We start from the raw sequence: 26,447 nt of genomic DNA on the forward strand, positions 1-26,447 counted from the left end.
GGATGTCGGTGCCGCGGCCGGCCATCTGGGTGGAGACGGTGATCGCGCCGTACGCGCCGGCCTCGGCGATGATCGCGGCCTCCTCGGCGTCGTTCTTGGCGTTGAGGACGACCCGGTCGAGCCCGGCGCGGGCGAGGCTGCGGGCGAGGCGCTCGGACTCGGCGACGTCGCCGGTGCCGATCAGCACCGGGCGGCCGGCGGCGTGCGCGGCGGCGACCTCCTCGACGATCGCGACCTCCTTGTCGGCGGTGGTCGCGTAGAGGCGGTCGGGCCGGTCGTCGCGGACGCAGGGCCGGTTCGGCGGGACCACCGCGATCTGCAGCGCGTAGAACTCGGTGAGCTGGCCGGAAACGGCCATCGCCGTGCCGGTCATGCCGCACCGCACGGGGTAGCGGCCGATCAGCTCCTGCACGGTGATCGAGTCGAGGATCTCCCCGCTCGGGGACGCTTCGAGGGCCTCCTTCGCCTCGACCGCGGCCTGCAGGCCGTCCGGCCAGCGCTGCAGGAGGGCGACCCGGCCGCGCGACTCGCTGATCAGCTTCACCGCGCCGTCCCGGACGATGTAGTCCACGTCGCGGTGCAGCAGGACCTCGGCGTGCAGGGCCACGTTGACGGCGGTCAGCGTGCGGAGGTTCTCGGGGGCGTAGAGGTCGACGCCGAGGACGCGCTCCACCTCCCGCGTCCCGGCCGGGGTGAGCTGGACGCTGCGCGCCTCGTCGTCGGTCGCGTAGTGCAGCCCGGGCCGCAGCCGCCGGACGAGGTCGGCGTACCGCGGGTCGGCGGGGTCGAGGTCGGCGGCGCCGGCGAGGACGAGCGGCACCATGGCCTCGTCCACCAGCACCGAGTCGGCCTCGTCGATCAGCGCGACGGACGGCTCCGGCTGGACGGCGTCGGCGGCGTCGGTGCAGAGCCGGTCCCGGAGGAGGTCGAACCCGACCTCGCTGACCGGCGCGTAGGTCACGTCGGCCCGGTACGCCGCGCGGCGCTCGTCCGGCGTGGACGACTGACCGACCCAGCCGGCGGTCACGCCGAGCATCGCGTAGAGGGGGCCCATCCACTCGGCGTCGCGGCGCGCCAGGTAGTCGTTGACCGACATGACGTGGACCCGGCGGCCGCGCAGCGCGTACCCGGCGGCGGCCAGCGCGCCCGACAGGGTCTTGCCCTCGCCGGTGGCCATCTCGGCGACGTGCCCGGACAGCAGCGCCAGCGTCCCGATCAGCTGCACGTCGTAGGGCCGCTCGCCGAGCGTCCGGCGGGCGGCCTCGCGGCCGAGGGCGCACAGTTCGGCGAGGTCCTCCTTCTCGCGGAGGGCGGAGGCGGCGGCGGTCAGCTCGGCGTCCGACAGGTCCTGGACGCGGGACTCGCGCTTGCCCGCCTCGTCCACCAGCGCCCGGAAGGGCGCGAGGTCGACGCTGCCGGGCTTCTGCACGAGCCGCCGCAGCCGGTCACGCAGCGCCATGGCGGCCCTTCGGTTCTTCTCTCACGGTTCCCCCCAACGGCGGATGCGCGACGGTCGTTCCCTCCATGATCCCAGGGGGAACCCCCGCGGCGACCCGGGCGTTCTACGCTGTTGGTCTGACCTGGAATTCATCCCTCGGACGGACCCCTCGCACCCCTCTCATTTGAGAGCATGGAGGCATCACGGGGTTTGCGGTGGCCAAGGGGAAAGCGCCACCGCGGAACGGGGTTTCGCCATGACACCTACGGCACGCAAGGCCGCCGCGCTCCGGCGCAAGCGCCAGATCATCAGTCAGACCGTCATCGACCGCGCGCTGAACGACCCGCGGCGCCACAAGGAGGCCGCGGTCGCGGTGGCGGCCGCCAAGTAGCGGAGCGCCCCGCGCGGGGAACGGTCCACGCGAGGCAGGAGCCCCCGGCCGCACCGGCCGGGGGCTCTTCCCGTCTCTCAGGACGCGCCGTCCGCCGAGAAGACGTCGTCGCGGGCCTTCTGCAGCGCCGCGTACAGGGCGCCGCGCAGCACCGGGTTGCCCTCCACCTCGGTCACGGCCACGGTCGGACGGGTCGGGGTGATCCGCCCGACGATCCGCTCTATGCGCGCGGCGAGCGGCCGGCCGCCGGCCCGGCCGAGGCTGCCCGACAGGACCACCAGCCCGGGGTCCAGCACGATGTTGACCGAGGTCACGCCGTAGGAGATGCGGTTGGCGAGCTCGTCCAGGAACGCGCCGCCGCGGTCCTCGTCGGCGGCGGCCGCGCTGACGCAGTCGTAGGCGGTCTCCCCCGCGATCCCGTGCCCGTGCGCGAGTTCGCGGACGGCGTCCGCGCCGACCAGGGCCCCGTAGCCGCCGGAGAGGGTCGGGATGCCCCACGACCTCGACTCGGTGACGCCCTCGTCCTTGGGGCCCCGCCGGGCGGCCCCGACCGGCAGCGGCGCGCCCGGGACGGGCAGGTAGCCGATCTCCCCGGCGCCGCCCCACCGGCCGCGGTGCAGCCGGCCGCCCAGCATGACCGACAGGCCCATGCCGCGGTCGAACCACATCAGCGCGAAGTCATCGGCGTCGCGCGCGGCGCCGTAGGCCCGCTCGGCGATGGCGGCGAGGTTGACGTCGTTCTCGATGGTCACGGGCCGGCGCAGGTCGGTCTTCAGGGCGGCGAGGACGCCCTCGTGCCAGGTCGGGAGGTCGAAGGCGAACTGGACGTCCCCGGACCGGGGGTCGACGACGCCGGGCGACCCGATCACGAAGGCGCTCAGCTTCGACAGCGCGACCTTGGCCGAGCGGCACGCCTTCACGACGGCGTCGTGCACCGTCTTCACCGGCTCGGCGGTGCCGTTCGGGTCCACGGTGACCTGGGCGGTGATGTGCCCGGTGATGTCGGCGACGCCGGCGGTCACCCCGTCCGGCCCGACCTCGAGCCCGGCGACATAGGCGCTGGACGGGACGACGGCGTACAGCGCGGCATTGGGCCCGCGCCCCCCGGCCTGCTCGCCGACGACCGAGACCAGCCCCCGGTCCTCCAGTCTCGACAACAGCTGGGAAGCGGTTACCTTCGATAGCCCGGTGTGCTCGCCGATCTGCGCGCGGGTCAGCGGGCCCCGCTCGACGAGCAGGTCCAGTGCCGCGCGGTCGTTGAGCTCACGCAGCAGCCTCGGCGTTCCCGGGCGTCTGGCCATGCCGGCCCCCTCGATGTCTCAATCCGCTAACGAGCAGTTTTGTTTAGGAAAGTTTCTTGTTAGTTTACGCCCAAGCGCCGACCGGACCGGTACCCCGGACCGGGGGCGCGCGCAGAGCGCGGACTGGCGAGCAGGGCGCCCGCGAGCGATGCGAAAGCGAGTAGGACATGGCCAGGACCTTAAAGGGTCGGCGCCGTCTCCCTCGCACGCAGGCCATGAGGCCACGCGAGGCGACGCCGGAAAGGATCCCCCAGTGAAGTACATCAAGGTTGCGGCCGCCGCGGCCGCGATCGCCCTGGCCGCCACGGCCTGCGGCGGCGAGAGCAAGGACGACAAGGCCGACGCGGGCAAGGACCCCGCGCAGCTCAAGGTCTGGATGATGGGCGACGGGACGCCCGAGCAGACCAAGCTCCTCGACGAGGTCGAGACCGAGTTCAAGCAGAAGCACCCGAACACCGACGTCCAGATCAAGTACGTGCCCTGGCCGCAGGTCGCCACCACCTTCCAGAAGGCGGCGGCGGGCGGCGAGGGGCCGGACGTCACCGAACTCGGCAACACCGACGTCCAGTCCCACATCGACCAGGGCAGCCTCGCCGACATCACCGACCAGTTCAAGGGCTGGGCGGACGGCAAGACGCTCAACAAGACCGCGCTCGGCAACGACAGCGCCGACGGCAAGATCTACGCCGTGCCGTGGTACGGCGGCGTCCGCGGCATCTGGTACCGCACGGACTGGTTCCAGAAGGCCGGCGTCCAGCCGCCGAAGAACTGGGCGGAGCTGACCACCGCGGCGAAGAAGGTGCAGGACACCGCGAAGGTGCCCGGCATCGGCGCCCCCAGCGACCAGACCAACGCGCTGCTCAGCTTCATCTGGGGCAACAACGGCACCGTGGCCGTCGACGACGGCAGCGGCGGCTGGAAGGGCCAGCTCGACCAGCCGCAGGCCGTCGAGGCCGTGAAGTACTACGCCGGCCTCGTCACCACCGAGAAGGTCGCGCCGGAGAAGTACATCGGCAAGAACGAGCTGGACGGCCCGCAGCGCGACTTCGCGCTCGGCAAGCTCGGCATGTACATCGACGGCAGCTGGGCGCTGAAGCAGATGAAGGAGATCTCCCCCAAGAACGCCGACAAGTGGGCGGTCTTCCCGATCCCGGCCAAGGACGGCGGTAACGCCCCGGCGCTCGCGGGCGGCTCCGACCTCGCCGTCTGGAAGGACAGCAAGGCCAAGGCCGCGGCCTTCGACTACATCACGGTGCTGAACAACGCCAAGAACGCCAAGGCGTGGGCCGACCAGAGCGGCTTCTCCTCCATGCGCTCGGACGTGAAGTTCACCGACCCGCAACTGGAGGTCTTCACCCAGATCGCCGCCAACACCAAGTTCCCCCCGATCGGCCCCGGCTGGGCGGAGTTCGAGCAGGCCAAGAAGGTGCTGCCGAACACCGTCAAGGCGATCATGCAGGGCAAGAACGCCGATGAGCAGATGAAGAAGGCGAACGAGCAGGCCAACACCCTGCTGAACCCGTAGTACCAGCTGATCGGAACGTCCATGCTCGACACCGCTCCCGCGGTGCGGAGAACGCCCGGCCGGAGGTCCTCCGGCCGGGCGCGCCCCCGCCGCCGGCCCCGCCTCGGGCCCTACCTGCTGATCGCGCCGACCGTGCTCGTGATCGCGGTCCTGATGTTCTGGCCGATGATCCAGATCGGGATCATGTCGTTCCAGAAGGTCGGCAACCGCCAGCTGCGCGGCGAGCCGGCCGAGTCGGTGGGCACCGAGAACTTCACCAAGATCCTCAATGACCCGTTCTTCTGGCAGACCTTCAAGCACACCGTGCTGTTCGCCGTCGTGGCGGTCAGCCTGACAATGCTCATCGGGACGCTGATCGGGCTGCTGCTCAACAAGCTCGGCAAGAAGATGTCGAGCTTCGTCGCGGGCGGCGTGATGGTCGCCTGGGCGACCCCGCCCGTCACGGCCGCGATCATCTTCAGCTGGCTGTTCGGCACCACCGGCGGCCTGGTCAACTGGTCCCTCGATCTGCTGCCCGACTTCCTGGTCGGCGGCGGCTGGCTCGACTACAACTGGTTCGCCACACCGCTGTCCACCTACACCGTGCTGACCGTGTGCGTGGTGTGGCAGGCGTGCCCGTTCGTGGCCGTGTCCGTGCTGGCCGGGCTGAAGAGCGTCCCCGGCGAGCTGTACGAGGCCGCCCGGGTGGACGGCTCCAGCCCGTGGCGGACGTTCTGGAGCATCACCTACCCGATGCTCAAGCCGATCTTCATGGTCTTGCTGGTCATGTCGATCATCTGGGACTTCAAGGTCTTCACGCAGCTGTTCATCATGGCCGGGCTGGCCAACCGCGACGCGTTCAACCTGTCGTTGTACGCCTACTCCGAGGCGTTCGGCTCGCTCAATCCGAAGCTCGGCATGGGCTCGGCGATCGCGCTCGTGCTCACGTTCATCCTGCTCATCGTCACCGCCCTCTACGTGCGGGTCATGGTCCGTCAGGGGGAGACGCGATGAGGTCCTCGCTGCCGCGCAAGATACTGCTGAACGGGACGGGCCTGCTGGTCTTCGTCCTCGCGGTCTTCCCCGTCTTCTGGATGGCCTCCACCGCGTTCAAGCCGAACTCCGAGATCTTCAGCACGACGCCGAAGCCGTTCCCCACCCATCCGACGCTGAAGCACTTCGACCTGGTGCTGAACGGCGGCATCGCCGAGGTCTCCTTCTGGGCGTACTTCGCCAACAGCGCGATCCTCGCCATCGTCACGGTCCTCGTGTCCGGCCTGCTCGCGCTGATGGCCGCCACCGCCGTCGCCCGGTTCCGCTTCCGGTTCCGCACCACCTTCCTCGTGATGCTCCTGGTGGTGCAGATGGTGCCGCTGGAGGCGCTGGTCATCCCGCTTTTCCTGGACCTGAAGCAGCTCGACATGCTGAACAGCCTGGCGGGTCTCTCGCTCGTCTACATCGGCTTCGCCGTGCCGTTCGCGATCTGGATGCTGCGGGGCTTCGTCGCCGCGGTGCCGCGCGAGCTGGAGGAGGCCGCCGCGATCGACGGCGCCGGCCCGGTCCGGACGTTCTTCACGGTCATGCTCCCGCTGGTCGCGCCCGGACTGGTGGCGACCAGCATCTTCTCCTTCATCACCGCCTGGAACGAGTTCATCTTCGCCTACACGTTCCTGGAAGACCAGGACAAGTACACCCTGCCGATCATGCTGCAGTTCTTCTTCGGCCGCAGCGGCAACGCCTGGGGGCCCATCATGGCAGCGTCCACGCTGCTCACCATTCCCGTCATCGCCTTCTTCCTGCTCGTCCAGCGCCGCATGGTGTCCGGCCTCACCGCCGGGGCGGTGAAGGGGTGACGACCGACGACATCGCGACCACGGCGGAGATCGCCCGGCTGGCGCGCGGCACGCTGCTCCCGTCGTTCCCCGGGGCGACCGCGCCGCGCTGGCTGCTGGACGAGCTGGAGGCCGGCCTCGGCGGCGTCACGCTGTTCGCGCTCACCGGCAACGTGCCGAGCCCCGAGTCGCTCGCGGCGCTCACCGCGCAGATGCGCAAGGCGGGCGACCCGTTCGTCACGATCGACGAGGAGGGCGGCGACGTCACCCGGCTCGGCGGCCACGCCACCGGCAGCCCCTACCCGGGCAACGCCGCGCTCGGCGCCGTGGACGACCCGGAGCTGACCCGGCGCATCTACCGCTCGCTGGGCGCCGAGCTGGCCGAGGTCGGCGTCAACTTCAACTTCGCGCCGTCGGTGGACGTCAACACCGCCGACGACAACCCCGTCATCGGGACCCGCTCGTTCGGCGCCGACCCGGACCTGGTCGCCCGGCACGCCGCCGCGTCCGTCACCGGGACGCAGGAGGCGGGCGTCGCGGCCTGCGCCAAGCACTTCCCCGGCCACGGTGCCACGGTGGACGACTCCCACCTGTCGATCCCCCTCGTGGACGCCGACCTGGAGCTGCTGGACCGCCGCGAGCTGGTGCCGTTCCGGGCCGCGATCGCCGCCGGCACCCGCGCGGTGATGACCGGCCACCTCAACCTGCCCTCGATCACCGCGGGCGCGCCCGCCACCCTGTCGCACGCCGCGATCACCGGGCTGCTCCGCGAGCACCTCGGCTACCAGGGCGTGATCGTCACCGACGCGCTCGACATGGAGGGCGCGAGCGGCGCGATCGGCATCCCGGAGGCGTCCGTGCGGGCCCTCATCGCGGGCGCCGACCTGCTGTGCCTCGGCCCGCACGAGCACGCCGAGACCGTCGCGGCGACGCTCGCCGCGATCGACGAGGCGGTGCGGGCCGGACGGCTGCCGGCCGCGCGGCTGGCCGAGGCGGCCGAGCGCACCGCGCGGCTGCGGGAGTGGCTCGCCGGGCACGGCACCGCCGCCGTGGACCGCGCCGCCGGCCTGGCGGCCGCCCGCCGCGCGCTGCGTGTCACGGGAGCGCTCCCAGGCTGGGACGGGCCGCCGCTGGTCGTCGAGACCGAGTCGACCGGCAACATCGCCGTCGGCCCGACCCCGTGGGGGCTGGGCCCGTGGGCGCCCGACGCCGTCCAGACCGACGGCGCGGACGGGGCGGCGGACCGGGTCCTGGACCGCGCCAAGGGACGCGGCCTCATCGTCGTCCTGCGCGACGCGCACCGGCACGCCGGGCAGCGCGCCCTCACCACGGCCCTGCTGACCGCCCGCCCCGACACCGTGGTGGTGGAGATGGGCCTGCCCGTCTGGCGCCCCCGATCGGCCGTCTACCTGGCCACCTACGGCGCCGCCGCCGCCAACGCCCAGGCCGCCGCCGAGCTGCTCGGCCTGACCGGCTCCCCGGCCGCGGCCGGCTAGACCCGCGGCGCGCCCGCCGGACTCAGAGCCCGGTTCCGGCGGGCGCACCGCGTCGCGGTCCAGGTCGCGGTCCAGGTCGCGGTCCAGGACGCGGTCCAGGTCGCACGCAGGTCGCACGCGGGGTCCCCGCCCGGCGGCCGGGCCCGACCGGTCCGGCCGACAAGGGATAATACGTACATGCGATTGTCCGCCCGGGTCGACTACGCGTTGCGCGCCTCCGCCGAACTGGCGGTCGCCGGGAGTCACCCGGTGACCGCGGTCCAGCTCGCCGAGGCCCAGCAGATACCGCCCAAATTCCTGGAGAACATCCTCGGCCAGCTGCGCCGGTCCGGCATCATCCGGAGCCAGCGCGGCCCCGAGGGCGGCTACTGGCTGGCGCGGCCCGCCGAGCGGATCTCCCTCGCCGACATCATCCGCGCGATCGACGGGCCGCTGCTCGGCGTCCGCGGCGAGCGCCCCGAGCACGTCGGCTACGAGGGGCCCGCGCGGTCCCTGCAGGAGGTGTGGATCGCGCTGCGCGCCAGCGAGCGCGCCATCCTGGAGCAGGTCACGCTCGCGCACATCGCGGCCGGGGAGCTGCCCGCCCCCGTCGCCAAGCTCACCGAGGACCCGTCCGCCTGGGAGAGCCCCTCCCTGATCTGACTCCCGGCGACCGTCCGGAGGAGAGAAGGCCCATGCCGGAAGGGGACGTCGTCTGGCTGACGGCGCGGCGGCTGCACGAGGCGCTCGCCGGGCGGGCGCTCACCCGCTCGGACTTCCGCGTCCCCCGGCTCGCGACCGCCGACCTGCGCGGGCGGACGGTCCTGGACACCGTGCCGCGCGGCAAGCACCTCCTCACCCGGGTCGAGGACGGGCTCACCGTCCACACGCACCTGCTGATGGAGGGGCGCTGGCAGATCCGCCGGGCGGGCCCCGCGCCGCGCGACCACCGCGTCCGGCTGGTGCTGGGCAACGCGGAGTGGCAGGCGGTCGGGTACTCGCTCGGCGTCGTCGAGTTGCTGCGGACCGCCGAGGAGGACCGGGCGGTCGGCCATCTCGGACCCGACCTCCTCGATCCGTCCTGGGGGCCGGAGACGGCCGCGGAGGCCGTCGCGCGGCTGGCCGAGCAGCCGGCGCGGCCGGTCGGCGAGGCGCTGCTCGACCAGACGCGGCTCGCCGGGATCGGCAACGTCTACAAGGCCGAGGTCCTGTTCCTGCGGGGCGTGAACCCGTGGGCCCCTGTCGGGGACGTCCCCGACCTCCCGGCGCTCGTGGAGCTGTCTCACCGGCTCCTGGACGCCAACAAGGAGCGGCACGGCCACATCACCACCGGCGAGCGCGGACGCGGCCGCGAGCACTGGGTGTACGGGCGGGCGGGACGCCCCTGCCGCCGCTGCGGCACCCGGATCGAGCGCGCGGAGCAGACCGGCGAGCGCGTCACGTTCTGGTGCCCGCGCTGCCAGCCTCGCCCATCGAGCCGCTAGGCGAGCCGGAGCGATGCAGCGATGGCCGCACAGCCGTCGGCGGCCGGGCCCCAAGGCTCCGGCCGCCGGCGGCTGCGCGATCAACGCGTCTGGGCCTGGAACATCCAGTGCTGCTTCTCGAGTTCGGCGGTGATGCCGATGAGCAGGTCCTGGGTGACCTGGTCGGGCTCGTCGGTCGCGGCGATGCGCTCCCGGAAGCGGCCGATGATCTGCGCCAGGATGTCGGTGATCGCGGCGACGACCTTGTCGTCGTCGAGGTAGCCGGCCTCCAGCTGCGGAAGCTCGGTGCGGTCGGCCACGGTGCGGGACCGGCCGTCGGGGTTCACACCGACCGCCACGGCCCGCTCGGCCACGTCGTCCTGCCCGGTGCGGGCGAGGGCCACGACCTCGTCGAGGTGCTCGTGCACGACCTTGAAATTGCGCCCGGTCAGGTTCCAGTGGGCCTGCTTGGCCACCAGGGCGAGATCAACGAGGTCGACCAGCGCGCCCTGCAGGGCCTGGCCCACCACCTTCACGGCGTCGTCGGGAAGCGGGCTCTTGACCGTCGCCATTATCGGGCTCCTTCCGCATCGTTACGGTTATCCGTTACAACACGCAAAGATCCCCGGTAATGCCGCGTTCATGCGTGAGGCCGCGCACACCCGCGGCTCCGGTAGGGCATGAACGCGCCAGGAGCGGGTCAGGCCGCGACCATGTCGGCGCGGAACTCCCCGGTGATCTCCTCCGGCGTCTCCGGAATGCTCTCTGCGGTGATGCGCTCGTGCTCGGGCGCGCCCGCCATGACGGGCTCGTGCTGCAGCTCGGCGAGGGCCAGCTGATCCGCGACTTCCCTCAGCACGTGCGACAGCGGGACTCCCAGGGCCTTGCAGATCGAGGACAGCAGCTCCGACGAAGCCTCTTTCTGTCCCCGCTCGACCTCGGAGAGATAGCCGAGTGACACCCGCGCCGCCGCGGACACCTCACGGAGGGTGCGTCCCTGGCGCAGCCGCAGCTGCCGCAGTACGTCACCGAGCAGCTGGCGAAGCAGGACCATCGTCTCGCTCCCTCCCTCAGTTCGGACCATCTGCCGGTTCCACCGTACCCGCCTTGACGGTGACCATGGCAGACCGTTGATTTCGTGTTCGCTCGGAACGTAACGCTGTAATCAGTCCCGGTCTTCCCGATCTGCCTGAGCCTCCTCGCTCTCGTCCTCGGCGTCAAGCCCCAGCAGGACGCGTCTCAGCAGCTCAAGGGCGTGCACGACGGTCATCCGCCGGATCACCGCGCGGAGCTCCGGCCCGGCACCGGGCACGGGGAGTTTCGGGCTGACCACAGTGCGCGAATCGCCGGGACCGGCCACGCCGATATAGACCGTTCCGACCGGCTGCCCGTCCTGGGTGACGGGACCGGCGACACCGGTGACGGCGAGCCCGTAGGTCGCGCCGACCGTGTCGCGGACGCCCGCGGCCATCGCGCCGGCCACGTCCGGGTGGACGGCGCCGTGCTCGGCGAGCAGATCCGCCGGGACGCCGAGCAGCCGGTGCTTCGCCTCCGTCGCGTACGTCACCATGCCGCCCGCGTAGGTGGCGGACGAGCCGGGCATCGCGGTCAGCTCCGCGCCGATGAGCCCGCCGGTCAGCGACTCCGCCGTCGCGACCGTCTCCCCGCGGGCGGCGAGCAGGCGGTGGACGACCCGGTCCAGCGTGTCCTCCTCGGCCCCGTAGACGGCCGAGCCGAGCAGCTCCCGGACGCGCGCCTCGACGCCCTCCAGCCGCCCGGCGGCGTCCGGGCCGGCCACGGTGATGCGGATCTTCACCTCGGCGGGGTCGGGCAGGTAGGCGAGCCGGACCCCCTCCATGGCCTCGACCTCGGCGAGCTTCGTCGCGACGACCGACTCCCACACCCGGTCGGTGCGCAGCGTGCGGCGCGCGACCGCGGGCAGCCCGGCGGCGCGGGCCAGCTCCGGCAGCACCACCTCGTCCATGATCGTGCGCATCTCGTGCGGGACGCCGGGCAGCGCGTAGACGACGCCGCCGGGCAGCTGGACGCGCAGGCCGGGCGCCGAGCCGGCGGAGTTGGCCAGCACTCCCGCGCCCTTCGGCACGTCCGCCATGCGCAGCGCCATCGGCTGCAGCTCGCGGCCGGCACGGGCCACCCGCTCGCGCAGCCGCCGCTCCAGCTCCGGGTCGCGGACGAGCGGCACGCCCGCCGCCGCGGCGAGCGCGTCCCGGGTGAGGTCGTCGGAGGTGGGGCCGAGCCCGCCGGTGGTGATGACCGCGTCCGCCCGCTCGAGCGCCGACGCCACCGCCGCGACGATCACGTCGAGCTCGTCGCCGACGACCACGCTGCGGGTGACGTCGACGCCGTGGTCGGCCAGCCGGCGGCCCAGCCACGCCGCGTTGCCGTTGACGGTGTCGCCGAGGAGCAGTTCGTCCCCGACCGTGAGCAGTTCGACTCGCATGGCGTCCGAATCTACCGCCAGGAGCGCCGCGCCACGGGCACGTGGACGGCGCGGGCGCATCCCCGGTTCACCGGGAAATGCGGCCGAATGAGGACGGCACGGGCGCGGCGCGTTCGCACCGGTCCAACGGGCGCATCCCTTTTCCGTCCCGGTGTGAAAGAGGCGGCCGCGCTTTGTCCGCCGGGACGGGACCGCGCCCGTCAGGGCACGCGGGCGAGGCGGCCGCGTGAACGCGGATCGTCGCCGCGGATCATTGCTTGCAGGTCCGACAAATGCCGCGAAGTCCAGGTCACGCTGTGAGTCAAAACTCATTTGATCGATTCGTCCGCACGGACGCGAGCGGGGATAATCGAATTCGCGTGGCGCCCGCGAGACGGGGCCGCGGGACCACGACCGGGGTGGGCGTGGCCTCGCGGCCCCCCGCGGGCGCCGCGGCTCTACCCCCGGAAGCTCCGGGACGGCGCCTCAGGACGCCGCGGAGCGGCGGCGCAGCCGCCACGCCTGGGCGAGGTAGTCCACGCCCGTGACGACGGTGACGACGAGGGCGGCGCCCATCGTGACCCAGCGGACGTAGTCGAGCGGGCCGGGCAGGATGTAGAAGCCGATCGCTATCACCTGCAGCATCGTCTTCAGCTTCCCGCCCTTGCTGGCCGGGATCACCCCGTGCCGGATCACGACGAAGCGCAGCACCGTGATGCCGATCTCGCGGACCATGATGGCGGCCGTCACCCACCACCACAGCTCCCCCATCACCGACAGGCTGACCAGCGCCGCGCCGGTGAGCGCCTTGTCGGCGATCGGGTCGGCGATCTTGCCGAAGTCGGTGACCAGGCCGCGCGCCCGGGCGATGTCGCCGTCGATCTTGTCGGTGACCGAGGCGGCCGCGAACACCGCGAACGCGGCGAGCCGCCAGCCGGTGCCGTCCAGGAACAGCAGCCACACGAAGAGCGGGACCAGCGCGATCCGCACCATCGTGAGCGCGTTGGCGATGTTCCACACCCCGGCCGGGGGCGGGTCGCCCGCGACCGGTTCGGTGGCGCCGGCGATCATGCGGTGTCCGCGTTCGGGCCGGCGCTCGCGTCCGCGACGGGGTCGACGGCCGCGTCCGCGATGAGGTCGACGCCATCGCTGCCGACGACGCGGGCGGCCACGATCTCGCCGAGCGCCAGGCCCTCGCCGCGGACGAGGACCGTCCCGTCGACCTCCGGCGCCTGGTGCTCGGCGCGGCCCTCGAAGCCGCCCTCCTCGCCCTTGTCCTCCAGCAGGACGCGGACGAGCGAGCCGATCCGGTCCTCGGCCCGCTGGGACGTCAGCTCCTCGGCCAGGCCGGACAGCTCGTCGACGCGGCGGGCGATCTCGGCCGGGCTGAGCTTGCCCGCCAGGTCCGCGGCCTCCGTGCCGTCCTCGTCGGAGTAGCCGAACACGCCGACCGCGTCGAGGCGGGCGGCGGACAGGAACTCGGCCAGCTCCTCGAAGTCGTCCTCGGTCTCGCCGGGGAAGCCGACGATGAAGTTCGACCGGACGCCGGCGTCCGGGGCCAGCTCGCGGATCTGGCCGAGCAGCCCGAGGAACCGCTCCCGGTCGCCGAACCGCCGCATCGAGCGCAGCACCGGCCCGGACGCGTGCTGGAACGACATGTCGAAGTAGAGGGCGACACCGGGCGTGCCGCAGATCGCCTCGATGAGGCCGGGGCGGGTCTCGGCGGGCTGCAGGTAGCTGACCCGCACCCGCTCGATGCCGTCCACGGCGGCGAGGCCCGGCAGCAGCTTCTCCAGCGCGCGCAGGTCGCCGAAGTCCTTGCCGTAGGACGTCGAGTTCTCGCTGACCAGGACCAGCTCGCGGACGCCGTGCCCGGCGAGCCAGCGCGCCTCCTCCAGCACCTCCGCCGGCGGCCGGGACACGTACGCGCCGCGGAACGCGGGGATCGCGCAGAACGTGCAGCGCCGGTCGCAGCCGGACGCCAGCTTCAGCGGGGCCACCGGGCCGCCGCCGAGCCGCCGCCGCAGCACCCGCGGACCGGACGCGGGCGCCACCCCGTCCGGCAGGTCGGCGGGCGCGCCGTGCCCCGGGACCGCCACCCCGGACGCCGACCGGTCCACCGGGCTGATCGGCAGCAGCGTCCGGCGGTCGCGCGGCGCGTGCGCGTCCCGCCTGCGACCCGCCATGACGTCGTCGAGCCGCTCCCCGATGCCGGCGTAGTCGTCGAAGCCGAGCACCGCGTCGGCCTCCGGCAGCGCCTCCGCCAGCTCCTTGCCGTACCGCTCGGCCATGCAGCCGGCCGCCACGACCTTGGCGCCGGAGTCGTGCGCGGCGAGCAGCGTGTCGATGGAGTCCTTCTTGGCCGCCTCGATGAACCCGCAGGTGTTGACGACGACCACGTCCGCGCCGCCGGCGTCGTCGGCCAGGTCCCAGCCGGCGGCCTCCATGCGCGCGGCGAGTTCCTCGGAATCGACCTCGTTGCGGGCGCAGCCGAGCGTGATGAGAGAGACCTTGCGGCGAGTCGACATGCCCTCAAAGGTAATGGGCGCGGGCGCCGGGACGTACCAGCGGGCCCCCGGGCGGGTCATCGCGGGGGGACGGCCGCCGCGCACGTCCGGCTCAGGCGTGTTCCGGGTCCTGCCGGTCGAAGCTCAGGCGCTGCACGCCCTTGCCCTTGCCGGGCGAGCCGATGTCCTTGCCGTTGACGGTCAGGTTGACGCTGCCGCCCACGCCGATCACCAGCTTGACCTTCTTCTTGGCGCTGAAGTCCTTCTGCTCGCCCTTGTGCAGCGTGCCGATGAACAGCGTCCTGCCCTGGTCGCCCATGACGTTCAGCCAGGTCGTGCGCTTGGCCTCGACCCGCACCTCGACCTTGGTGCGCGGCGCCTCCGCGACCGGCGCGCCGCTCTGGGACGCCGACGGCTTCGGGCTCGGCGGCACGGGCGTCCCGGCGACCTGCTGCGCGGTGCGCTGCTCGCCGCCGCCGTCGTGCCCGACCACCTGGACGACCCCGTAGATGACGACGAGCGCGAGGGCGAGCGCCATCGCGGCGCTCCAGTTCGGCGCCTTGCGCTCGCGGAACGCGACGGGCTGCTCCGGCTCGAACGCCGACACCGCCGAGACGGGCTGCGGGGCGCCGCCGTGCGCGGCGTCGAACTCGGCGACGAGCGGTTCGGGGTCGATGCCGATGACCCGGGAGATGCTGCGGATGTGGCCGCGGGCGTAGAAGTTGCCGCCGCAGAGGGAGAAGTCGTCGGCCTCCATGCCGCGGATCACGGTCTCCCGGATCCGGGTCTGGAGACTGACCTGTGTCACCGAGAGACCGGCCCGCTGACGCTCCTCCGCCAAGGTCTCACCGATGCTCACCTCGGGCCTCCTTCGGGGGCGCTCGTGGCCGATCTTCCGGGACACCAGTCTAGGAACGGGAATGCCCGTTGAGCGACTGCCAACACGTTCGAAACAGGGCAAGATTTCGCATCATTCCGCAATGCCCTGCCCTTGCCCCGCACGACCTGCACCGGCCTCCGCGGGGCCCCGGCTCAGCCTCCGCCGCGCAGTTCCGCGAGCACCCCGGGGAGATCGTCCGGCTTGGCGAGGACGTCCCGCGCCTTGGACCCCTCGCTCGGCCCGACGATGTCGCGGCTCTCCATCAGGTCCATGAGCCGGCCGGCCTTGGCGAACCCGACGCGGAGCTTGCGCTGCAGCATCGACGTCGACCCGAACTGGGTGGACACGACCAGCTCGATCGCCTGGACGAGCAGGTCCATGTCGTCGCCGATCTCCTCGTCGATCTCCTTCTTCGGCTTGTTGGCCTCGGCGACGTCCTCCCGGTACTTCGCCTCCATCTGCCCCTTGCAGTGGTCGACGATCCCGTGGATCTCCTTCTCCGCCACGTAGGCGTTCTGGAGGCGCATGGGCTTGCTCGCGCCCATCGGGAGGAACAGCGCGTCGCCCTGCCCGACGAGCTTCTCCGCGCCCGGCTGGTCGAGGATGACGCGGCTGTCGGACAGCGAGGACGTCGCGAACGCCAGCCGGGACGGCACGTTGGCCTTGATGAGCCCGGTGACGACGTCCACCGACGGCCGCTGCGTCGCCAGGACGAGGTGGATGCCGGCGGCGCGGGCGAGCTGGGTGATGCGGACGACCGAGTCCTCGACGTCGCGGGGCGCGACCATCATCAGGTCGGCCAGCTCGTCCACGATGACCAGCATGTACGGGTACGGGGTGTAGACGCGCTCGCTGCCCGGCGGCGGCTTGAGCTTCCCCGCCTTCACCGCCTTGTTGAAGTCGTCGATGTGCCGGTACCCGGACGCGGCGAGGTCGTCGTAGCGGCGGTCCATCTCGCCGACGACCCACTCCAGGGCCTCGGCGGCCTTCTTCGGGTTCGTGATGATCGGCGTGATCAGATGCGGGATGCCCTGGTACATCGTCAGCTCGACCCGCTTGGGGTCGACCAGGATCATCCGCACCTCGTCGGGCGTGGCGCGCATCAGGATCGAGGTGATGAGCCCGTTGATGCACGTCGACTTGCCCGCGCCGGTGGCGCCCGCGATGAGGATGTGCGGCATCTTCGCCAGGTTCGCCACGACCGTGCGGCCCTCGACGTCCTTGCCGAGCCCGACGATCATCGGGTGGTGCTCGTTGGTCGCGGCGGGCGAGCGCAGCACGTCGCCCAGGCTGACGATGTCCTTGTCGGTGTTGGGGATCTCCACGCCGATCGCCGACTTGCCGGGGATCGGGGAGATGATCCGCACGTCGGCGCTCTTCACCGCGTAGGCGATGTTCTTGGTCAGCGCGGTGACCTTCTCGACCTTCACCGCCGGGCCCAGCTCGATCTCGTACCGGGTGATCGTCGGGCCGCGGGTGAACCCGGTGACCTGCGCGTCGATGTCGAACTGCTCCAGCACGCCGGTGAGCGCGTTCACGACCGTGTCGTTGGCCTTCGTCCGCGGCTTGGACACGCTGCCGGGACGCAGCGCCGACGGGTCGGGCAGCAGGTAGATCTCGCCGGACGACGACAGCGGCAGCTGCTCGGACCGGCGCGGCGCGGGCGTCGGGTCGGGGACCTCGTGCCGCGCCTCCTGCCCGGCGTCGTGCCCGGCCTCGGCCATCGGCCCGCCGGCGGCGTGCGCGTCCACCGGCTCGTCGTCGGCGGGCGGCGCGGGCGGCGGGACGTCGGCGCCGAACGGGTCGGGCTCGAACAGCTCGTCGGCGAGGTCGCGCTGCGGCCGGGCGGCCTTCTTCGACTCGTCCTCCAGCAGCGGCGTGTCGTAGGGCCGCGAGTGCTCGCCGATTTCCAGCTCGTCGCCGCCGTCCTCGGCCTTCTTCTTGCGGCGGCGCTTCTTCGGCGCGTCCTCGCCCTCCTGCCCGGCGTCGGACGGACGCTCCGGGCGGCTCTGCAGGGTCGCCATCGCCCACAGGTCGGCGACCCGCTCGGGGACCTTCGCGATCGGCGTCGCGGTGACGACCAGCAGCCCGAACCCGGACAGCAGCAGCAGCAGCGGGACGGCCACCCACCCGCTGAGCGCCGCGTCGAGCGGCGCCGACACCAGCCAGCCGAGCACGCCGCCGGACTCGCGCACGCCCGCCATGTCCTCCGCCGGGGACGGGACTCCGGCGGCGATGTGCAGGATGCCGAGCACGCCGACACCGAGCGCGGTGATGCCGATGACGATGCGGCCGGTGTCCTCGTGGTGCTCGGGGTGGCGCAGCGTCCGCCACGCCAGCAGCGCCAGCAGGACCGGCAGCGCCATCGCCAGGATGCCGAGGCCGCCGCGCGCGACCTTCTCCAGCGCGATCGTGACGACGCCGTCCGGCCGGAACCAGGTGACGGAGGCCAGCACGATGGACGAGCCGAGCAGCGCCAGCCCGAGGCCGTCGCGCCGGTGCTCGGGGTCGAGGTTGCGGGCGCCGTGCCCGTAGGCGCGGAAGACCGACCCGACCGCGACGGCCGCGAGCAGGTACAGCTTGAACAGGAGCTTGAAGAAGCCGAGGACGGCCTGGGAGATCGGGTCGGGCTTCTGCGGGGGGCGCCCCCGCGCCGAGCCCCGGCCGCCCTTGGAGGTGCCGCTCGGTCGCTTCCGGGGGGACGAACCTGCGGGCTTGCGAGCCGCACTGCCTCCCGCACGCGAAGAGGACTGCTTTACGCCCCCATGGCTACGCCCCGCCTCCCGCTTTGCACCCCCGGACGCACGTGTGGCCATGCTTATGAGAGTAACCAAGGACCCCGAGGGTTCCCGGGGAGGCGGCCGGGCGTGTTGGAGAACGGACGGCCGCGGGCCCCGCGGCCGTCCGCCCCCGCGCCTAGACCTCCACGACCACCGGGACGATCATCGGGCGGCGCCGGTAGTTCTCGCTCACCCACTTGCCCACGGTGCGCCGGATGAGCTGGTTCAACTGGTGCGAGTCGTTCACGCCGTCGCCGGCGGCGTCCCGCAGCGCGCCCTCGATGCGGGCGATGACCTCGTCGAAGTCCTCGTTGACGATGCCGGCGCCGCGGGCGTGCACCTCCGGCCCGGCGACGACCTTGCCGGACGTCGAGTCGATGCCGACGACGATGGAGACGAAGCCCTCCTCGCCGAGGATCCGCCGGTCCTTCAGCGAGGTCTCGGTGACCTCGCCGACCGACAGCCCGTCCACGTAGACGTAGCCGGCGGGCACCGCGCCGACGATCTTGGCGCGGCCGTCCACGAGGTCGACGACCACGCCGTCCTCGGCGATGACGATGCCGTCCTCGGGGACGCCGGTGAGCGCGGCCAGCTTGGCGTGCGCGCGCAGGTGCCGCCACTCCCCGTGGATGGGGATGAAGTTGGCCGGCTTCGTCACGTTCAGCACGTACAGCAGCTCGCCGGCCGACGCGTGCCCGGACACGTGCACGAGCGCGTTGCCCTTGTGCACGATGCGGGCGCCCCAGCGGGTGAGGCCGTTGATGACGCGGTTGACCGCGTTCTCGTTGCCGGGGATCAGCGAGGACGCCAGCAGCACGGTGTCGCCCTCGGTGATGCGGATCGAGTGGTCGCGGTTCGCCATCCGCGACAGGGCCGACATCGGCTCGCCCTGCGACCCGGTGCACACGAGCACGAGCCGGTCGCCGGGGATGTCGTCCAGGTCCCGCTGCTCGACCATGATGCCGTCGGGCACGTTCAGGTAGCCGAGCTCGCGCGCGACGCCCATGTTGCGCACCATGGACCGGCCGACGAAGCAGACCTTGCGGCCGTTGGCGACGGCGGCGTCCAGGACCTGCTGGACGCGGTGGATGTGCGAGGCGAAGCAGGCGACGATGAGCCGCTCCTGCGCGGTGCGGAACACCTCGTCCACGACCGGGCCGATGTTGCGCTCGCTGGTGACGAACCCGGGCACCTCGGCGTTGGTCGAGTCCGACATCAGCAGGTCGATGCCCTCGGCGCCGAGCCGGGCGAACCCGGGCAGGTCGGTGAGCCGGCCGTCCAGCGGCAGCTGGTCCATCTTGAAGTCGCCGGTGTGCAGGACGAGGCCGGCGGGCGTGCGGATCGCGACGGCGAGCGCGTCCGGGATGGAGTGGTTGACGGCGAGGAACTCGCAGTCGAACGGCCCGAAGTCGCGCCGCTCCCCCTCCTCGACCACGTCGGTGACCGGTTTGATCCGGTGCTCGGTGAGCTTGGCCTCCAGCAGCGCGAGCGTGAGCTTCGAGCCGACGAGGGGGATGTCGCGGCGTTCGCGCAGCAGGTACGGGACGGCGCCGATGTGGTCTTCGTGGCCGTGCGTGAGGACGATGGCCTCGATGTCGCCGAGGCGGTCCCTGATGTACTCGAAATCGGGCAGGATCAGATCGACACCGGGCTGCTCGGTCTCGGGGAACAGCACGCCGCAGTCGACGACGAGCAGGCGTCCGCCGTACTCGTACACCGTCATGTTGCGGCCGATCTCCCCGAGCCCGCCGAGCGCGACGATGCGCAGGCCGCCCCTGGGCGGCGCGGGCGGGTCCGACAGCTCCGGGTGAGGGTGACTCACCTGGTGACCTCCGGGATGACTGCCTCCGGCACTTTGACTCCCCCTATCGTGAGGTCTTCTCGCAGGCGCGCGGCGAACTGCGGCGAGGCCTCCACGAGCGGCGCGCGGAGCGGGCCGCCTCCGGGGAGGCCGAGCAGGTTCAGCGCTGCCTTGACGGCGATGGCGCCCTGCGTACGGGTCATGATGGCGGTGACCACGGGCAGCAGCCGGCGGTGGATCTCCAGCGCCCGGCCGTGCTCACCGGCGCGGTATGCGTCGATCATCTCATGGAGCTCGACGCCGACGACATGCCCGACCACGCTGACGAACCCCGCCGCGCCGACCGAGAGCCAGGGCAGGTTGAGGTTGTCGTCGCCGGAGTACCAGACCAGATCGGTCGCCGCCATCACGCGGGACGCGCCGAACAGGTCGCCCTTGGCGTCCTTGACGGCGATGATCCGCGGGTGCTCGGCGAGCTGGACGAGCGTGTCGTTCTCGATCGGCACCCCGGCGCGCCCCGGGATGTCGTACAGCATGCAGGGCAGCCCCGTCGCGTCGGCCACCGCGGTGAAGTGGCGGACGAGGCCCTCCTGCGGGGGCTTGTTGTAGTAGGGCGTGACCACGAGCAGCGCGTGCGCGCCGGCGGCCTCGGCCTGCCGCGCGAGCTGCAGGGTGTGCTCGGTGTGGTTCGTGCCGGCACCGGCGACGATCACGGCGCGGTCGCCGACCGCCTCGATGACCGCGCGCAGCAGTCTGCTCTTCTCGTCGTCGCTCGTCGTCGGCGACTCGCCCGTCGTCCCGTTGACGACGAGGCCGTCGTGGCGCCGCTCGTCGACCAGGTGGGTCGCGAGGCGCGCGGCGCCGTCGTAGTCGACGCCGCCGTCGGGCAGGAACGGGGTGACCATGGCGGTCAGCATCCGTCCAAACGGAGCGTCAGTCGTTGTGCTGGGTGCCATGCAACGAACGGTACCGTTACGGCCGTTCGACTTGGACCCGCAGGTCGAACAGAAAGGCAGAAGCCGCCGCCACACGCTCGGGGGTACGCGTGGCGACGGCTCCCACATCCCACATCGTGGCACGCAAAAGCCGCGTTACGGGGTCAGTCCGGCCACTTCCCGGACTCGATCGGATAACGTGACCCAGCGGTCATCTCATGCAGCCGGACGCGCAGCTCCTCGACGTCGGGAGTGCGCACCAGATCGTTGCCGCGGACGGCCCACCAGAGGCCGGACCCGCCCCGTCCGATCCGCCAGCCGGCGAACTCGGCTGACAGCTCGCCGATCCGGTCGGCGTCGCGCCGCGCGGTCTGCTGAACCCCCATCGGCCTCGTCCCCACTTCCTTTGCCTTCCGGTGACCCTGCCCTGACTTCCGCACCGGGCAATACCCTCGAAGTTGAACGGCTACCCAACCCTTTCTACCTGCACCTTCAAGAGAATCGGAACGTGGCGGCGAGGGTTTCTCAACCGCCAACACTTTCTGTCGCCCGGGGCAGCCAGGTGGAGCGGTAACGGGCCCACTCCTCGTCGCGCGTCGTCCAGCCCGCGTACACGCCGACACCGTACGGACGCCTGGGCGGACGCTTCAGCCCGTCCACCCCGCGCCGGACGCCGCGCACCGCGACCTGCAGGTTCTCCGCCCAGCCCAGGAGCGGCGTGTAGGTGGGGACGCCCATGAAGACGGTCGTGCGGTCGCCGATGAGCTCCAGCGTCGCCCGCGTGTGCCGGGCGTAGTGCCATCCGGCGAGGGACCGGGTCGGCAGCGACACGTCGTAGGTCATGATCGCGACCTGGTCGGCGCGGTCGGCGACGGCGCGCAGGAAGTCCCTCGTCGGGCGCGGCGGGTAATGGACGGCTCCGGTGCGCGGGATCAGCGCCTTGTAGACCGGCTGGAGGCCGTCGAAGAGCGTCGGCTGCTCCAGGGCCACCGACAGCAGCCTGCCCCGCGACCTGGTCAGCTCGCGGGTGCGGTCCATCAGCGTCAGGAACGCGCGGTCGTCGGGGTAGATCGGCTCGAAGTCGTAGTGGATGCCGTCGAAGCCGAGGTCGAGGAAGGCGGCGTCGGTCCGCAGGACCCGCTCCCGGACGGCCGGGTCGTCGAGGTCGATGACGCCCTCGCCCTCCACCACCCTGATCTGCCCCAGGTACGCCTGCGAGCGGACGCCCGGCGCGTACTCGCGCATGGCCGCGATGAGCCGCCGCGCGTTGCGGTACTTCGCGGCGGGGACCGTCCCGTCCGCCTCGAACGGGCCCGCGTGGAAGAACACGTCGGTGATGCGGTTCCGCTTCAGCAGGTCGCCGAACGCGCGGTACTCGGCGTCGCTGTGCGCCTCCCCCACCCACTGGTGCCTGGCCCACAGCGCGTTGGCCTCGGTGCCCCGCGCCTCCGGCTCGGGCTGCCACCAGACCCACGCCCCGGCGAAGACGAGGGCGACCAGGCCGAGGACGTACGCCGCCGCCCACCCGGTGCAGCGCAGCAACCGGCGCACGATCCCCGAAACCCGCCCTTTGCGCTTCATCACGTAATGATCCCGGATGAGCGGGGTGCTCCGGACGCCCAGTGCCAGGAATCCGCCATGAAACGATCATGGTTGCGGCGCGATCGCGCGCCGCGCGCCTCAGCCGTTGACATGCGGGGAACCCTGTGATGACGAGGCGGCTCAGCGATGCGCCCGTCGTCTCCGACGGGAGCCGCCCCGGTCCTTACCGTCCGTCCGGATGGAGGTCGAAACGGCATGCGAGTACGACCGGAGCAGGTGCCGTCCCGGCGCGGGGAGCCGCGCCCCATGATCAGCACGCGGGCCCTCGTGATCATCCTCGCGGCGGTCGGCGCCGCCGCCCTCACCGCCGCCGCCCCGCGGTTCGCGATCCCGATCGGCGTCGGCGTGGGCGTCGTGACGCTGCTGGCCCAGATCGTCAAGGACTAGACCGGGCCGCGGATGCGCCGGATGAGCGCGGCATGGACCGGTACGGGGCCGGCGGCCGGTGGCGGCCGCCGGCCCCGCATCGGGTCACGCCAGGGGGCAGAAGCAGAACTCGTTGCCCTCGGGGTCGTGCCAGACCTGGAAGGACGCGCCGGGCGGGGTGGGCGCCCGGGTGGCCCCGAGGCCCGCCGCCCGCTCACCGGCCGCCTGGACGTCGGGGACGTCCAGGTCGAAGTGCAGCCGGTTCTTGATCGTCTTCCGTTCCGGGACCCGCTGGAAGGACAGGACGGGCCCGTTCCCGCCCAGCGGCTCCAGATCGAGCCAGTCGCCCTCGGCGCGCGTCGTCCTCAGGCCGAGCAGCCCGCCCCAGAACGCCGCCATGGCGTCCAGGTCGGCGCAGTCGATGACGATGTTGCCCACCTTCGGGATCATCGGGCGCCTCCCGCTGCCGCGGCGGTGCCGGCGGTGCCGGCCGTGCGCGCGGCGGCGCGTGCGCAGTACGCCGCGGGGTGGGCGGAACGGCGCCGGACGGGCCGGGCGCCGATCCGCTCGGGCACGCCGCCGAGCAGCCGGCGGCGGATCCGGGCGGCGCGCCGGGCCTCGCGGGCGCGGGCCCTGAGCCGCGCCTCGACGAGGTCGGCGTGCAGGCGCGCGTACTCGCGCTCGGCCCAGGCGTGCCGCATGGCGAGCCCGGCCAGGTACGGCAGCTGTTTCATCGCGTCCTCCCCTTCGTTGACACCACCTAAACGGTAACGCTGGTGTCGTCTTCATGCAACCGGTGAAATCAGAATGACGGTGTCGCGCGTTGGTAGGATTCACAGCGGACACGCAGGAGGGTTCATGGCCGACGCTCACGCCGATGGGGACCCCGCGCTGCTGCTGACGGACTTCGTCAACACGCTCGACGTCGACTCCTCGACGGACGGGATCGCCACGCCCGCCGGGCTCGCCGGGTGGCTCGCCGAGCGCGGGCTCGTCCCGGGGCCGGTGGACGCGGGCGACGACGACGTGCGCGCCGCCGTGACGCTCCGGGAGGGGCTCCGCGAGGCCATGGCCGCCCACCACGGGCCGCAGGGCGCCGACTTCCCGGACGACCTGGAGGACGTGCTGGCCGTCCTCCCGCTGCGGGTCGCGCTCACCGGCCCGCGTCCCGGGCTCGTCCCGCTCGACCCGCCCGGCACGGCCGCCGCGGGCCTCGCCCGCGTCGCCGCCGCGATCATGGACTCCGTCGCCGCCGGGACGTGGCCCCGGCTGAAGGCCTGCCAGGAGGACACCTGCCGCTGGGCGTTCCTCGACACGTCCAAGAACCGGTCCCGCGCCTGGTGCTCGATGAGGGTCTGCGGCAACCGCACCAAGACCCGCGCCTACCGCGCCAGGCGGAAGCCCGCGGCCGGCTGATCGCCGGGGGTCGCTAGGGTGAAGCGGCGGGTTTCCAGCGAGAGGACGGGCGCCATGGCCGATGTGGGAGTGCGGCCCGCGCGGCGCGCGGACGCGGCCGCCGTCGCCGGCATCCAGGTGCGGGCGTGGCGGCACGGGTACCGCGATCTGCTGCCGGCCGGCGTGCTCGACGAGGTCACCGCGCCCGACGCCGTGGAGACGTGGCGGGACCGGTGGGCGGAGGCCGCGGCGGCGCCGCCGACCCCGCGGCACCGGCTGCTGGTCGCGGTGGCGTCCGACCTGGTCGTCGGCTTCGCCGCGCACGGCCCCGCCGAGGACGCCGATCTCGACGCCGCCGCCACCGCGGAGCTGATCACACTGCTGGTCGACCCGCTGCACGCCCGCGCCGGGCACGGCAGCCGGCTGCTCGCCGCGACCGTCGACCTGCTGCGCGAGGACGGCTTCACCACCCTGATCAGCTGGGTCTTCGAGGGCGACGAGGTCACCCGGACGTTCCTCGGCTCGGCCGGCTGGGCCCCCGACGGCACGGCCCGCACGCTCGACATGGGCGAGCCCGTCCGGCAGATCCGCCTGCACACCGACATCGGCGCCTGACCGCTTCACCCGGGGTCGGTGAGGTGCACACCCGGCCCGGCAATATCTTTGAAGCCGTGCCCGAGTCCAGCTCCCTGACGCCGCCGCGCGCCCCCGCGGCCGCGGCTCCCGCCGTCCGGCACCGCCGGCTCGGCATGGTCGTCATCAGCCTCGGCGTCTCGCTGATCGTGGTGGACGCCACGATCGTCGGCGTGCTGCTCCCCCGGATCGTCGCCGACCTCGGCCTGACGACCACGGACGCCGAATGGGCGACCTCGGTGTACGCGCTGGTGTTCGCGGCGCTGCTCATCCCGTTCGGGCGGGCCGGCGACCTGTTCGGGCGGCGCCGGCTGTTCGTGCTCGGGACCGCGGTGTTCGCGGCGGCGAGCGTCGCCGCCGCGCTGGCCGGGGACGGCTCGGCGCTGATCGCCGCGCGGGCCGCGCAGGGCGTCGGCGCCTCCATGATCATGCCGGCCACGCTCGCCACGCTGAACGCCGTGTTCACCGGGCGGGACCGCGCCGTCGCCTTCGGGATCTGGGGCTCGATGATCAGCGGGATGGCCGCGCTCGGGCCGCTCGCCGGCGGGGCGATCGCCACCGGCGGCGGCTGGCGCTGGGCGTTCGGGATCAACCTGCCGCTCGGCGCCCTGCTCGTCGCCGGGGCCCTGTGGCTGCTGCCCGAGACCCGGCAACCCGGTACGCGGGGCGCGCGGCGGGAGATCGACTGGCCGGGCGGTCTGCTGTCGGCGCTCGGGCTCGGCGCCCTCGTGTGCGGGATCATCGAGGGCCAGACCTACGGCTGGTGGACGCCGACGCGCCCGTTCACGATGGCCGGGTTCGACTGGCCCGAGACGGCGGTGTCGCCGGTCCCGGTCGTCCTCGCGCTCGGGGCGCTGCTGCTCGCGGCGCTGGTCGTGGTGGAGCGGTCCCGGGCCGCCGCCGGGCGCCCGGTCATGCTCGACCTGGAGCTGTTCCGCATCCCGAACTTCCGCCGCGGCAACCTCGCCTCGGCGCTCATCAACGTCGGCGAGCTGGGGCTGCTGTTCGTCCTGCCGCTGTTCCTGCTGGGCGTCCACGGCACCGACCCGCTGCAGATCAGCCTGGCGATCCTGCCGCTCGCCGTCGGCGCGTTCCTGACCGGCGGCTACGCGGGCAGGCTGGCGAACAAGCGCGGCGCGCACCGGGTCGTGCAGACCGGCATGGTGCTCGAAGTCGTCGCCGTCGTCATGCTGGCCCTCACCCTGTCCCCGACCACCGGCGGGCTCGGTCTCGCGCCGTGGATGCTGCTGTACGGGCTCGGGCTCGGCCTGACGTCGGCGCAGCTGACGAACGTGTCGCTGGCGGACGTCCCGCCGGCGCAGTCCGGGCAGGCGTCCGGGACGCAGTCGACGGCCCGGCAGGTCGGCGCGGCGCTCGGCATCGCCGCGATAGGGACGGTGTTCGCGACGAGCCTCGGGCACGCGATGACCGACCGGCTGGCCGACTCGGCGCTCCCGCCGGGACGGCAGGCCGCCATCGCGCACGACCTGCGGGAGAGCGCCGGGACGTACGGCCGCGACCTGCACGCGGCACCCGGCCTGGAGGCCGAGGCCCGCGCCGCCGACGAGAGCCTCGCCGCCGCCGCCCGGCACGCGGCCCTCACCACCGCCGCGATCCTCGCGCTCGGGCTCGGCGCGTCCCTGCGGCTGCGCCCGAGCGGTGATCGCGATCGGGAAGAATCGAAGAGGTAGTCCCCCTGTCGTC

At 72.7% G+C, this 26,447-nt stretch carries 26 protein-coding genes; 11 read left to right on the top strand and 15 right to left on the bottom strand.

All coding sequences use genetic code 11. The features are described from left to right. Positions 1-1,459, bottom strand: a 1,459-nt coding sequence (locus tag E1284_RS04255; RefSeq protein ID WP_481726173.1) for a preprotein translocase subunit SecA, incomplete at its 3' end; no start/stop codon positions are given. 235 nt (positions 1,460-1,694) lie between these two features. Between E1284_RS04255 and E1284_RS43585 the strand changes: the two genes are divergently transcribed. After that, complete coding sequence (locus E1284_RS43585; RefSeq protein WP_275407033.1) at positions 1,695-1,829, top strand: hypothetical protein; 135 nt, start codon at positions 1,695-1,697, stop codon at positions 1,827-1,829. Between the two features lie 77 nt (positions 1,830-1,906). On the opposite strand, the gene E1284_RS04260 is transcribed toward E1284_RS43585, so the two are convergent. Continuing rightward, the gene (locus E1284_RS04260) at positions 1,907-3,130 is read right to left on the bottom strand and encodes an ROK family transcriptional regulator (protein WP_131937252.1); all 1,224 of its coding nucleotides are present in this window, start codon (positions 3,128-3,130) and stop codon (positions 1,907-1,909) included. 253 nt (positions 3,131-3,383) lie between these two features. Here E1284_RS04260 and E1284_RS04265 point away from each other — a divergent pair, with 253 nt between their 5' ends. From E1284_RS04265 to E1284_RS04290, 6 genes are all read left to right on the top strand, one after another. Further along, positions 3,384-4,655 carry an extracellular solute-binding protein gene (locus E1284_RS04265; RefSeq protein ID WP_131937254.1) on the top strand — a complete coding sequence of 424 codons (1,272 nt, stop codon included), beginning with the start codon at positions 3,384-3,386 and terminating at the stop codon, positions 4,653-4,655. Positions 4,656-4,676: 21 nt separating this feature from the next. Then, on the top strand, positions 4,677-5,648 hold the full coding sequence (locus tag E1284_RS04270) for a carbohydrate ABC transporter permease (RefSeq protein ID WP_131937256.1): 972 nt from the start codon (positions 4,677-4,679) through the stop codon (positions 5,646-5,648). Further along, positions 5,645-6,487 carry a carbohydrate ABC transporter permease gene (locus E1284_RS04275; RefSeq protein ID WP_165965119.1) on the top strand — a complete coding sequence of 281 codons (843 nt, stop codon included), beginning with the start codon at positions 5,645-5,647 and terminating at the stop codon, positions 6,485-6,487. Before E1284_RS04270 ends, E1284_RS04275 begins: the two co-directional genes overlap by 4 nt. After that, the gene (locus E1284_RS04280; protein WP_243714242.1) at positions 6,484-7,962 is read left to right on the top strand and encodes a glycoside hydrolase family 3 protein; all 1,479 of its coding nucleotides are present in this window, start codon (positions 6,484-6,486) and stop codon (positions 7,960-7,962) included. Before E1284_RS04275 ends, E1284_RS04280 begins: the two co-directional genes overlap by 4 nt. Positions 7,963-8,139: 177 nt before the next feature. Beyond that, positions 8,140-8,604 (top strand): RrF2 family transcriptional regulator, encoded by a 465-nt coding sequence (locus E1284_RS04285; RefSeq protein WP_131937258.1) that lies wholly within the window; start codon positions 8,140-8,142, stop codon positions 8,602-8,604. Positions 8,605-8,636: 32 nt separating this feature from the next. Beyond that, positions 8,637-9,425, top strand: a complete 789-nt coding sequence (locus E1284_RS04290) for a DNA-formamidopyrimidine glycosylase family protein (protein WP_131937260.1) — start codon at positions 8,637-8,639, stop codon at positions 9,423-9,425. 80 nt (positions 9,426-9,505) lie between these two features. Here E1284_RS04290 and E1284_RS04295 read toward each other — a convergent pair whose 3' ends face one another. From E1284_RS04295 to E1284_RS04345, 11 genes are all read right to left on the bottom strand, one after another. Continuing rightward, complete coding sequence (locus E1284_RS04295; RefSeq protein ID WP_131937262.1) at positions 9,506-9,976, bottom strand: Dps family protein; 471 nt, start codon at positions 9,974-9,976, stop codon at positions 9,506-9,508. 128 nt (positions 9,977-10,104) lie between these two features. Continuing rightward, a complete protein-coding gene (locus E1284_RS04300) occupies positions 10,105-10,458 on the bottom strand; it encodes a helix-turn-helix domain-containing protein (protein WP_131937264.1) in 354 nt (117 codons plus the stop codon). A gap of 111 nt (positions 10,459-10,569) precedes the next feature. Next, positions 10,570-11,865: a CinA family nicotinamide mononucleotide deamidase-related protein gene (locus E1284_RS04305; RefSeq protein ID WP_131937266.1), complete on the bottom strand. Its 1,296-nt coding sequence runs from the start codon at positions 11,863-11,865 to the stop codon at positions 10,570-10,572. Between the two features lie 465 nt (positions 11,866-12,330). After that, complete coding sequence (locus tag E1284_RS04310; RefSeq protein WP_131937268.1) at positions 12,331-12,915, bottom strand: CDP-alcohol phosphatidyltransferase family protein; 585 nt, start codon at positions 12,913-12,915, stop codon at positions 12,331-12,333. Further along, positions 12,912-14,372 carry a 30S ribosomal protein S12 methylthiotransferase RimO gene (gene rimO, locus E1284_RS04315; protein WP_131937270.1) on the bottom strand — a complete coding sequence of 487 codons (1,461 nt, stop codon included), beginning with the start codon at positions 14,370-14,372 and terminating at the stop codon, positions 12,912-12,914. The genes E1284_RS04310 and rimO overlap by 4 nt, the downstream gene beginning before the upstream one ends. 91 nt (positions 14,373-14,463) lie before the next feature. After that, the gene (locus E1284_RS04320; RefSeq protein WP_131937272.1) at positions 14,464-15,210 is read right to left on the bottom strand and encodes a helix-turn-helix domain-containing protein; all 747 of its coding nucleotides are present in this window, start codon (positions 15,208-15,210) and stop codon (positions 14,464-14,466) included. A 173-nt stretch (positions 15,211-15,383) separates the two neighbouring features. Beyond that, positions 15,384-18,047 carry a DNA translocase FtsK gene (locus E1284_RS04325; protein ID WP_131937274.1) on the bottom strand — a complete coding sequence of 888 codons (2,664 nt, stop codon included), beginning with the start codon at positions 18,045-18,047 and terminating at the stop codon, positions 15,384-15,386. Positions 18,048-18,147: 100 nt separating this feature from the next. Then, on the bottom strand, positions 18,148-19,833 hold the full coding sequence (locus tag E1284_RS04330; RefSeq protein ID WP_131937276.1) for a ribonuclease J: 1,686 nt from the start codon (positions 19,831-19,833) through the stop codon (positions 18,148-18,150). Further along, entirely contained in the window at positions 19,830-20,729 is a 900-nt protein-coding gene (gene dapA, locus E1284_RS04335) for a 4-hydroxy-tetrahydrodipicolinate synthase (RefSeq protein ID WP_243714243.1), read from the bottom strand. Before dapA ends, E1284_RS04330 begins: the two co-directional genes overlap by 4 nt. A gap of 182 nt (positions 20,730-20,911) precedes the next feature. Further along, positions 20,912-21,133 carry a hypothetical protein gene (locus E1284_RS04340; protein ID WP_067631925.1) on the bottom strand — a complete coding sequence of 74 codons (222 nt, stop codon included), beginning with the start codon at positions 21,131-21,133 and terminating at the stop codon, positions 20,912-20,914. A 139-nt stretch (positions 21,134-21,272) separates the two neighbouring features. Beyond that, positions 21,273-22,328, bottom strand: coding sequence for a glycoside hydrolase family 18 protein (locus E1284_RS04345; RefSeq protein WP_243714244.1), 1,056 nt, complete (start codon positions 22,326-22,328; stop codon positions 21,273-21,275). 216 nt (positions 22,329-22,544) lie between these two features. Here E1284_RS04345 and E1284_RS04350 point away from each other — a divergent pair, with 216 nt between their 5' ends. Further along, positions 22,545-22,736, top strand: coding sequence for a hypothetical protein (locus E1284_RS04350; protein ID WP_131937280.1), 192 nt, complete (start codon positions 22,545-22,547; stop codon positions 22,734-22,736). A gap of 84 nt (positions 22,737-22,820) precedes the next feature. Here E1284_RS04350 and E1284_RS04355 read toward each other — a convergent pair whose 3' ends face one another. Next, on the bottom strand, positions 22,821-23,165 hold the full coding sequence (locus E1284_RS04355) for a VOC family protein (protein WP_131937282.1): 345 nt from the start codon (positions 23,163-23,165) through the stop codon (positions 22,821-22,823). Further along, the gene (locus E1284_RS04360; RefSeq protein ID WP_131937284.1) at positions 23,162-23,449 is read right to left on the bottom strand and encodes a hypothetical protein; all 288 of its coding nucleotides are present in this window, start codon (positions 23,447-23,449) and stop codon (positions 23,162-23,164) included. The genes E1284_RS04355 and E1284_RS04360 overlap by 4 nt, the downstream gene beginning before the upstream one ends. Positions 23,450-23,573: 124 nt before the next feature. Here E1284_RS04360 and E1284_RS04365 point away from each other — a divergent pair, with 124 nt between their 5' ends. From E1284_RS04365 to E1284_RS04375, 3 genes are read left to right on the top strand one after another with little or no spacing between them, the layout of a single operon-like run. Further along, a complete protein-coding gene (locus E1284_RS04365; RefSeq protein WP_131937286.1) occupies positions 23,574-24,131 on the top strand; it encodes a CGNR zinc finger domain-containing protein in 558 nt (185 codons plus the stop codon). Between the two features lie 54 nt (positions 24,132-24,185). After that, the gene (locus E1284_RS04370) at positions 24,186-24,725 is read left to right on the top strand and encodes a GNAT family N-acetyltransferase (RefSeq protein WP_131937288.1); all 540 of its coding nucleotides are present in this window, start codon (positions 24,186-24,188) and stop codon (positions 24,723-24,725) included. Positions 24,726-24,781: 56 nt separating this feature from the next. Next, positions 24,782-26,434, top strand: coding sequence for an MFS transporter (locus E1284_RS04375; RefSeq protein ID WP_243714245.1), 1,653 nt, complete (start codon positions 24,782-24,784; stop codon positions 26,432-26,434). Positions 26,435-26,447 lie beyond the last annotated feature (13 nt).

This window comes from Actinomadura bangladeshensis, assembly GCF_004348335.1.
GTDB classification, from domain to species: Bacteria; Actinomycetota; Actinomycetes; order Streptosporangiales; family Streptosporangiaceae; genus Spirillospora; species Spirillospora bangladeshensis.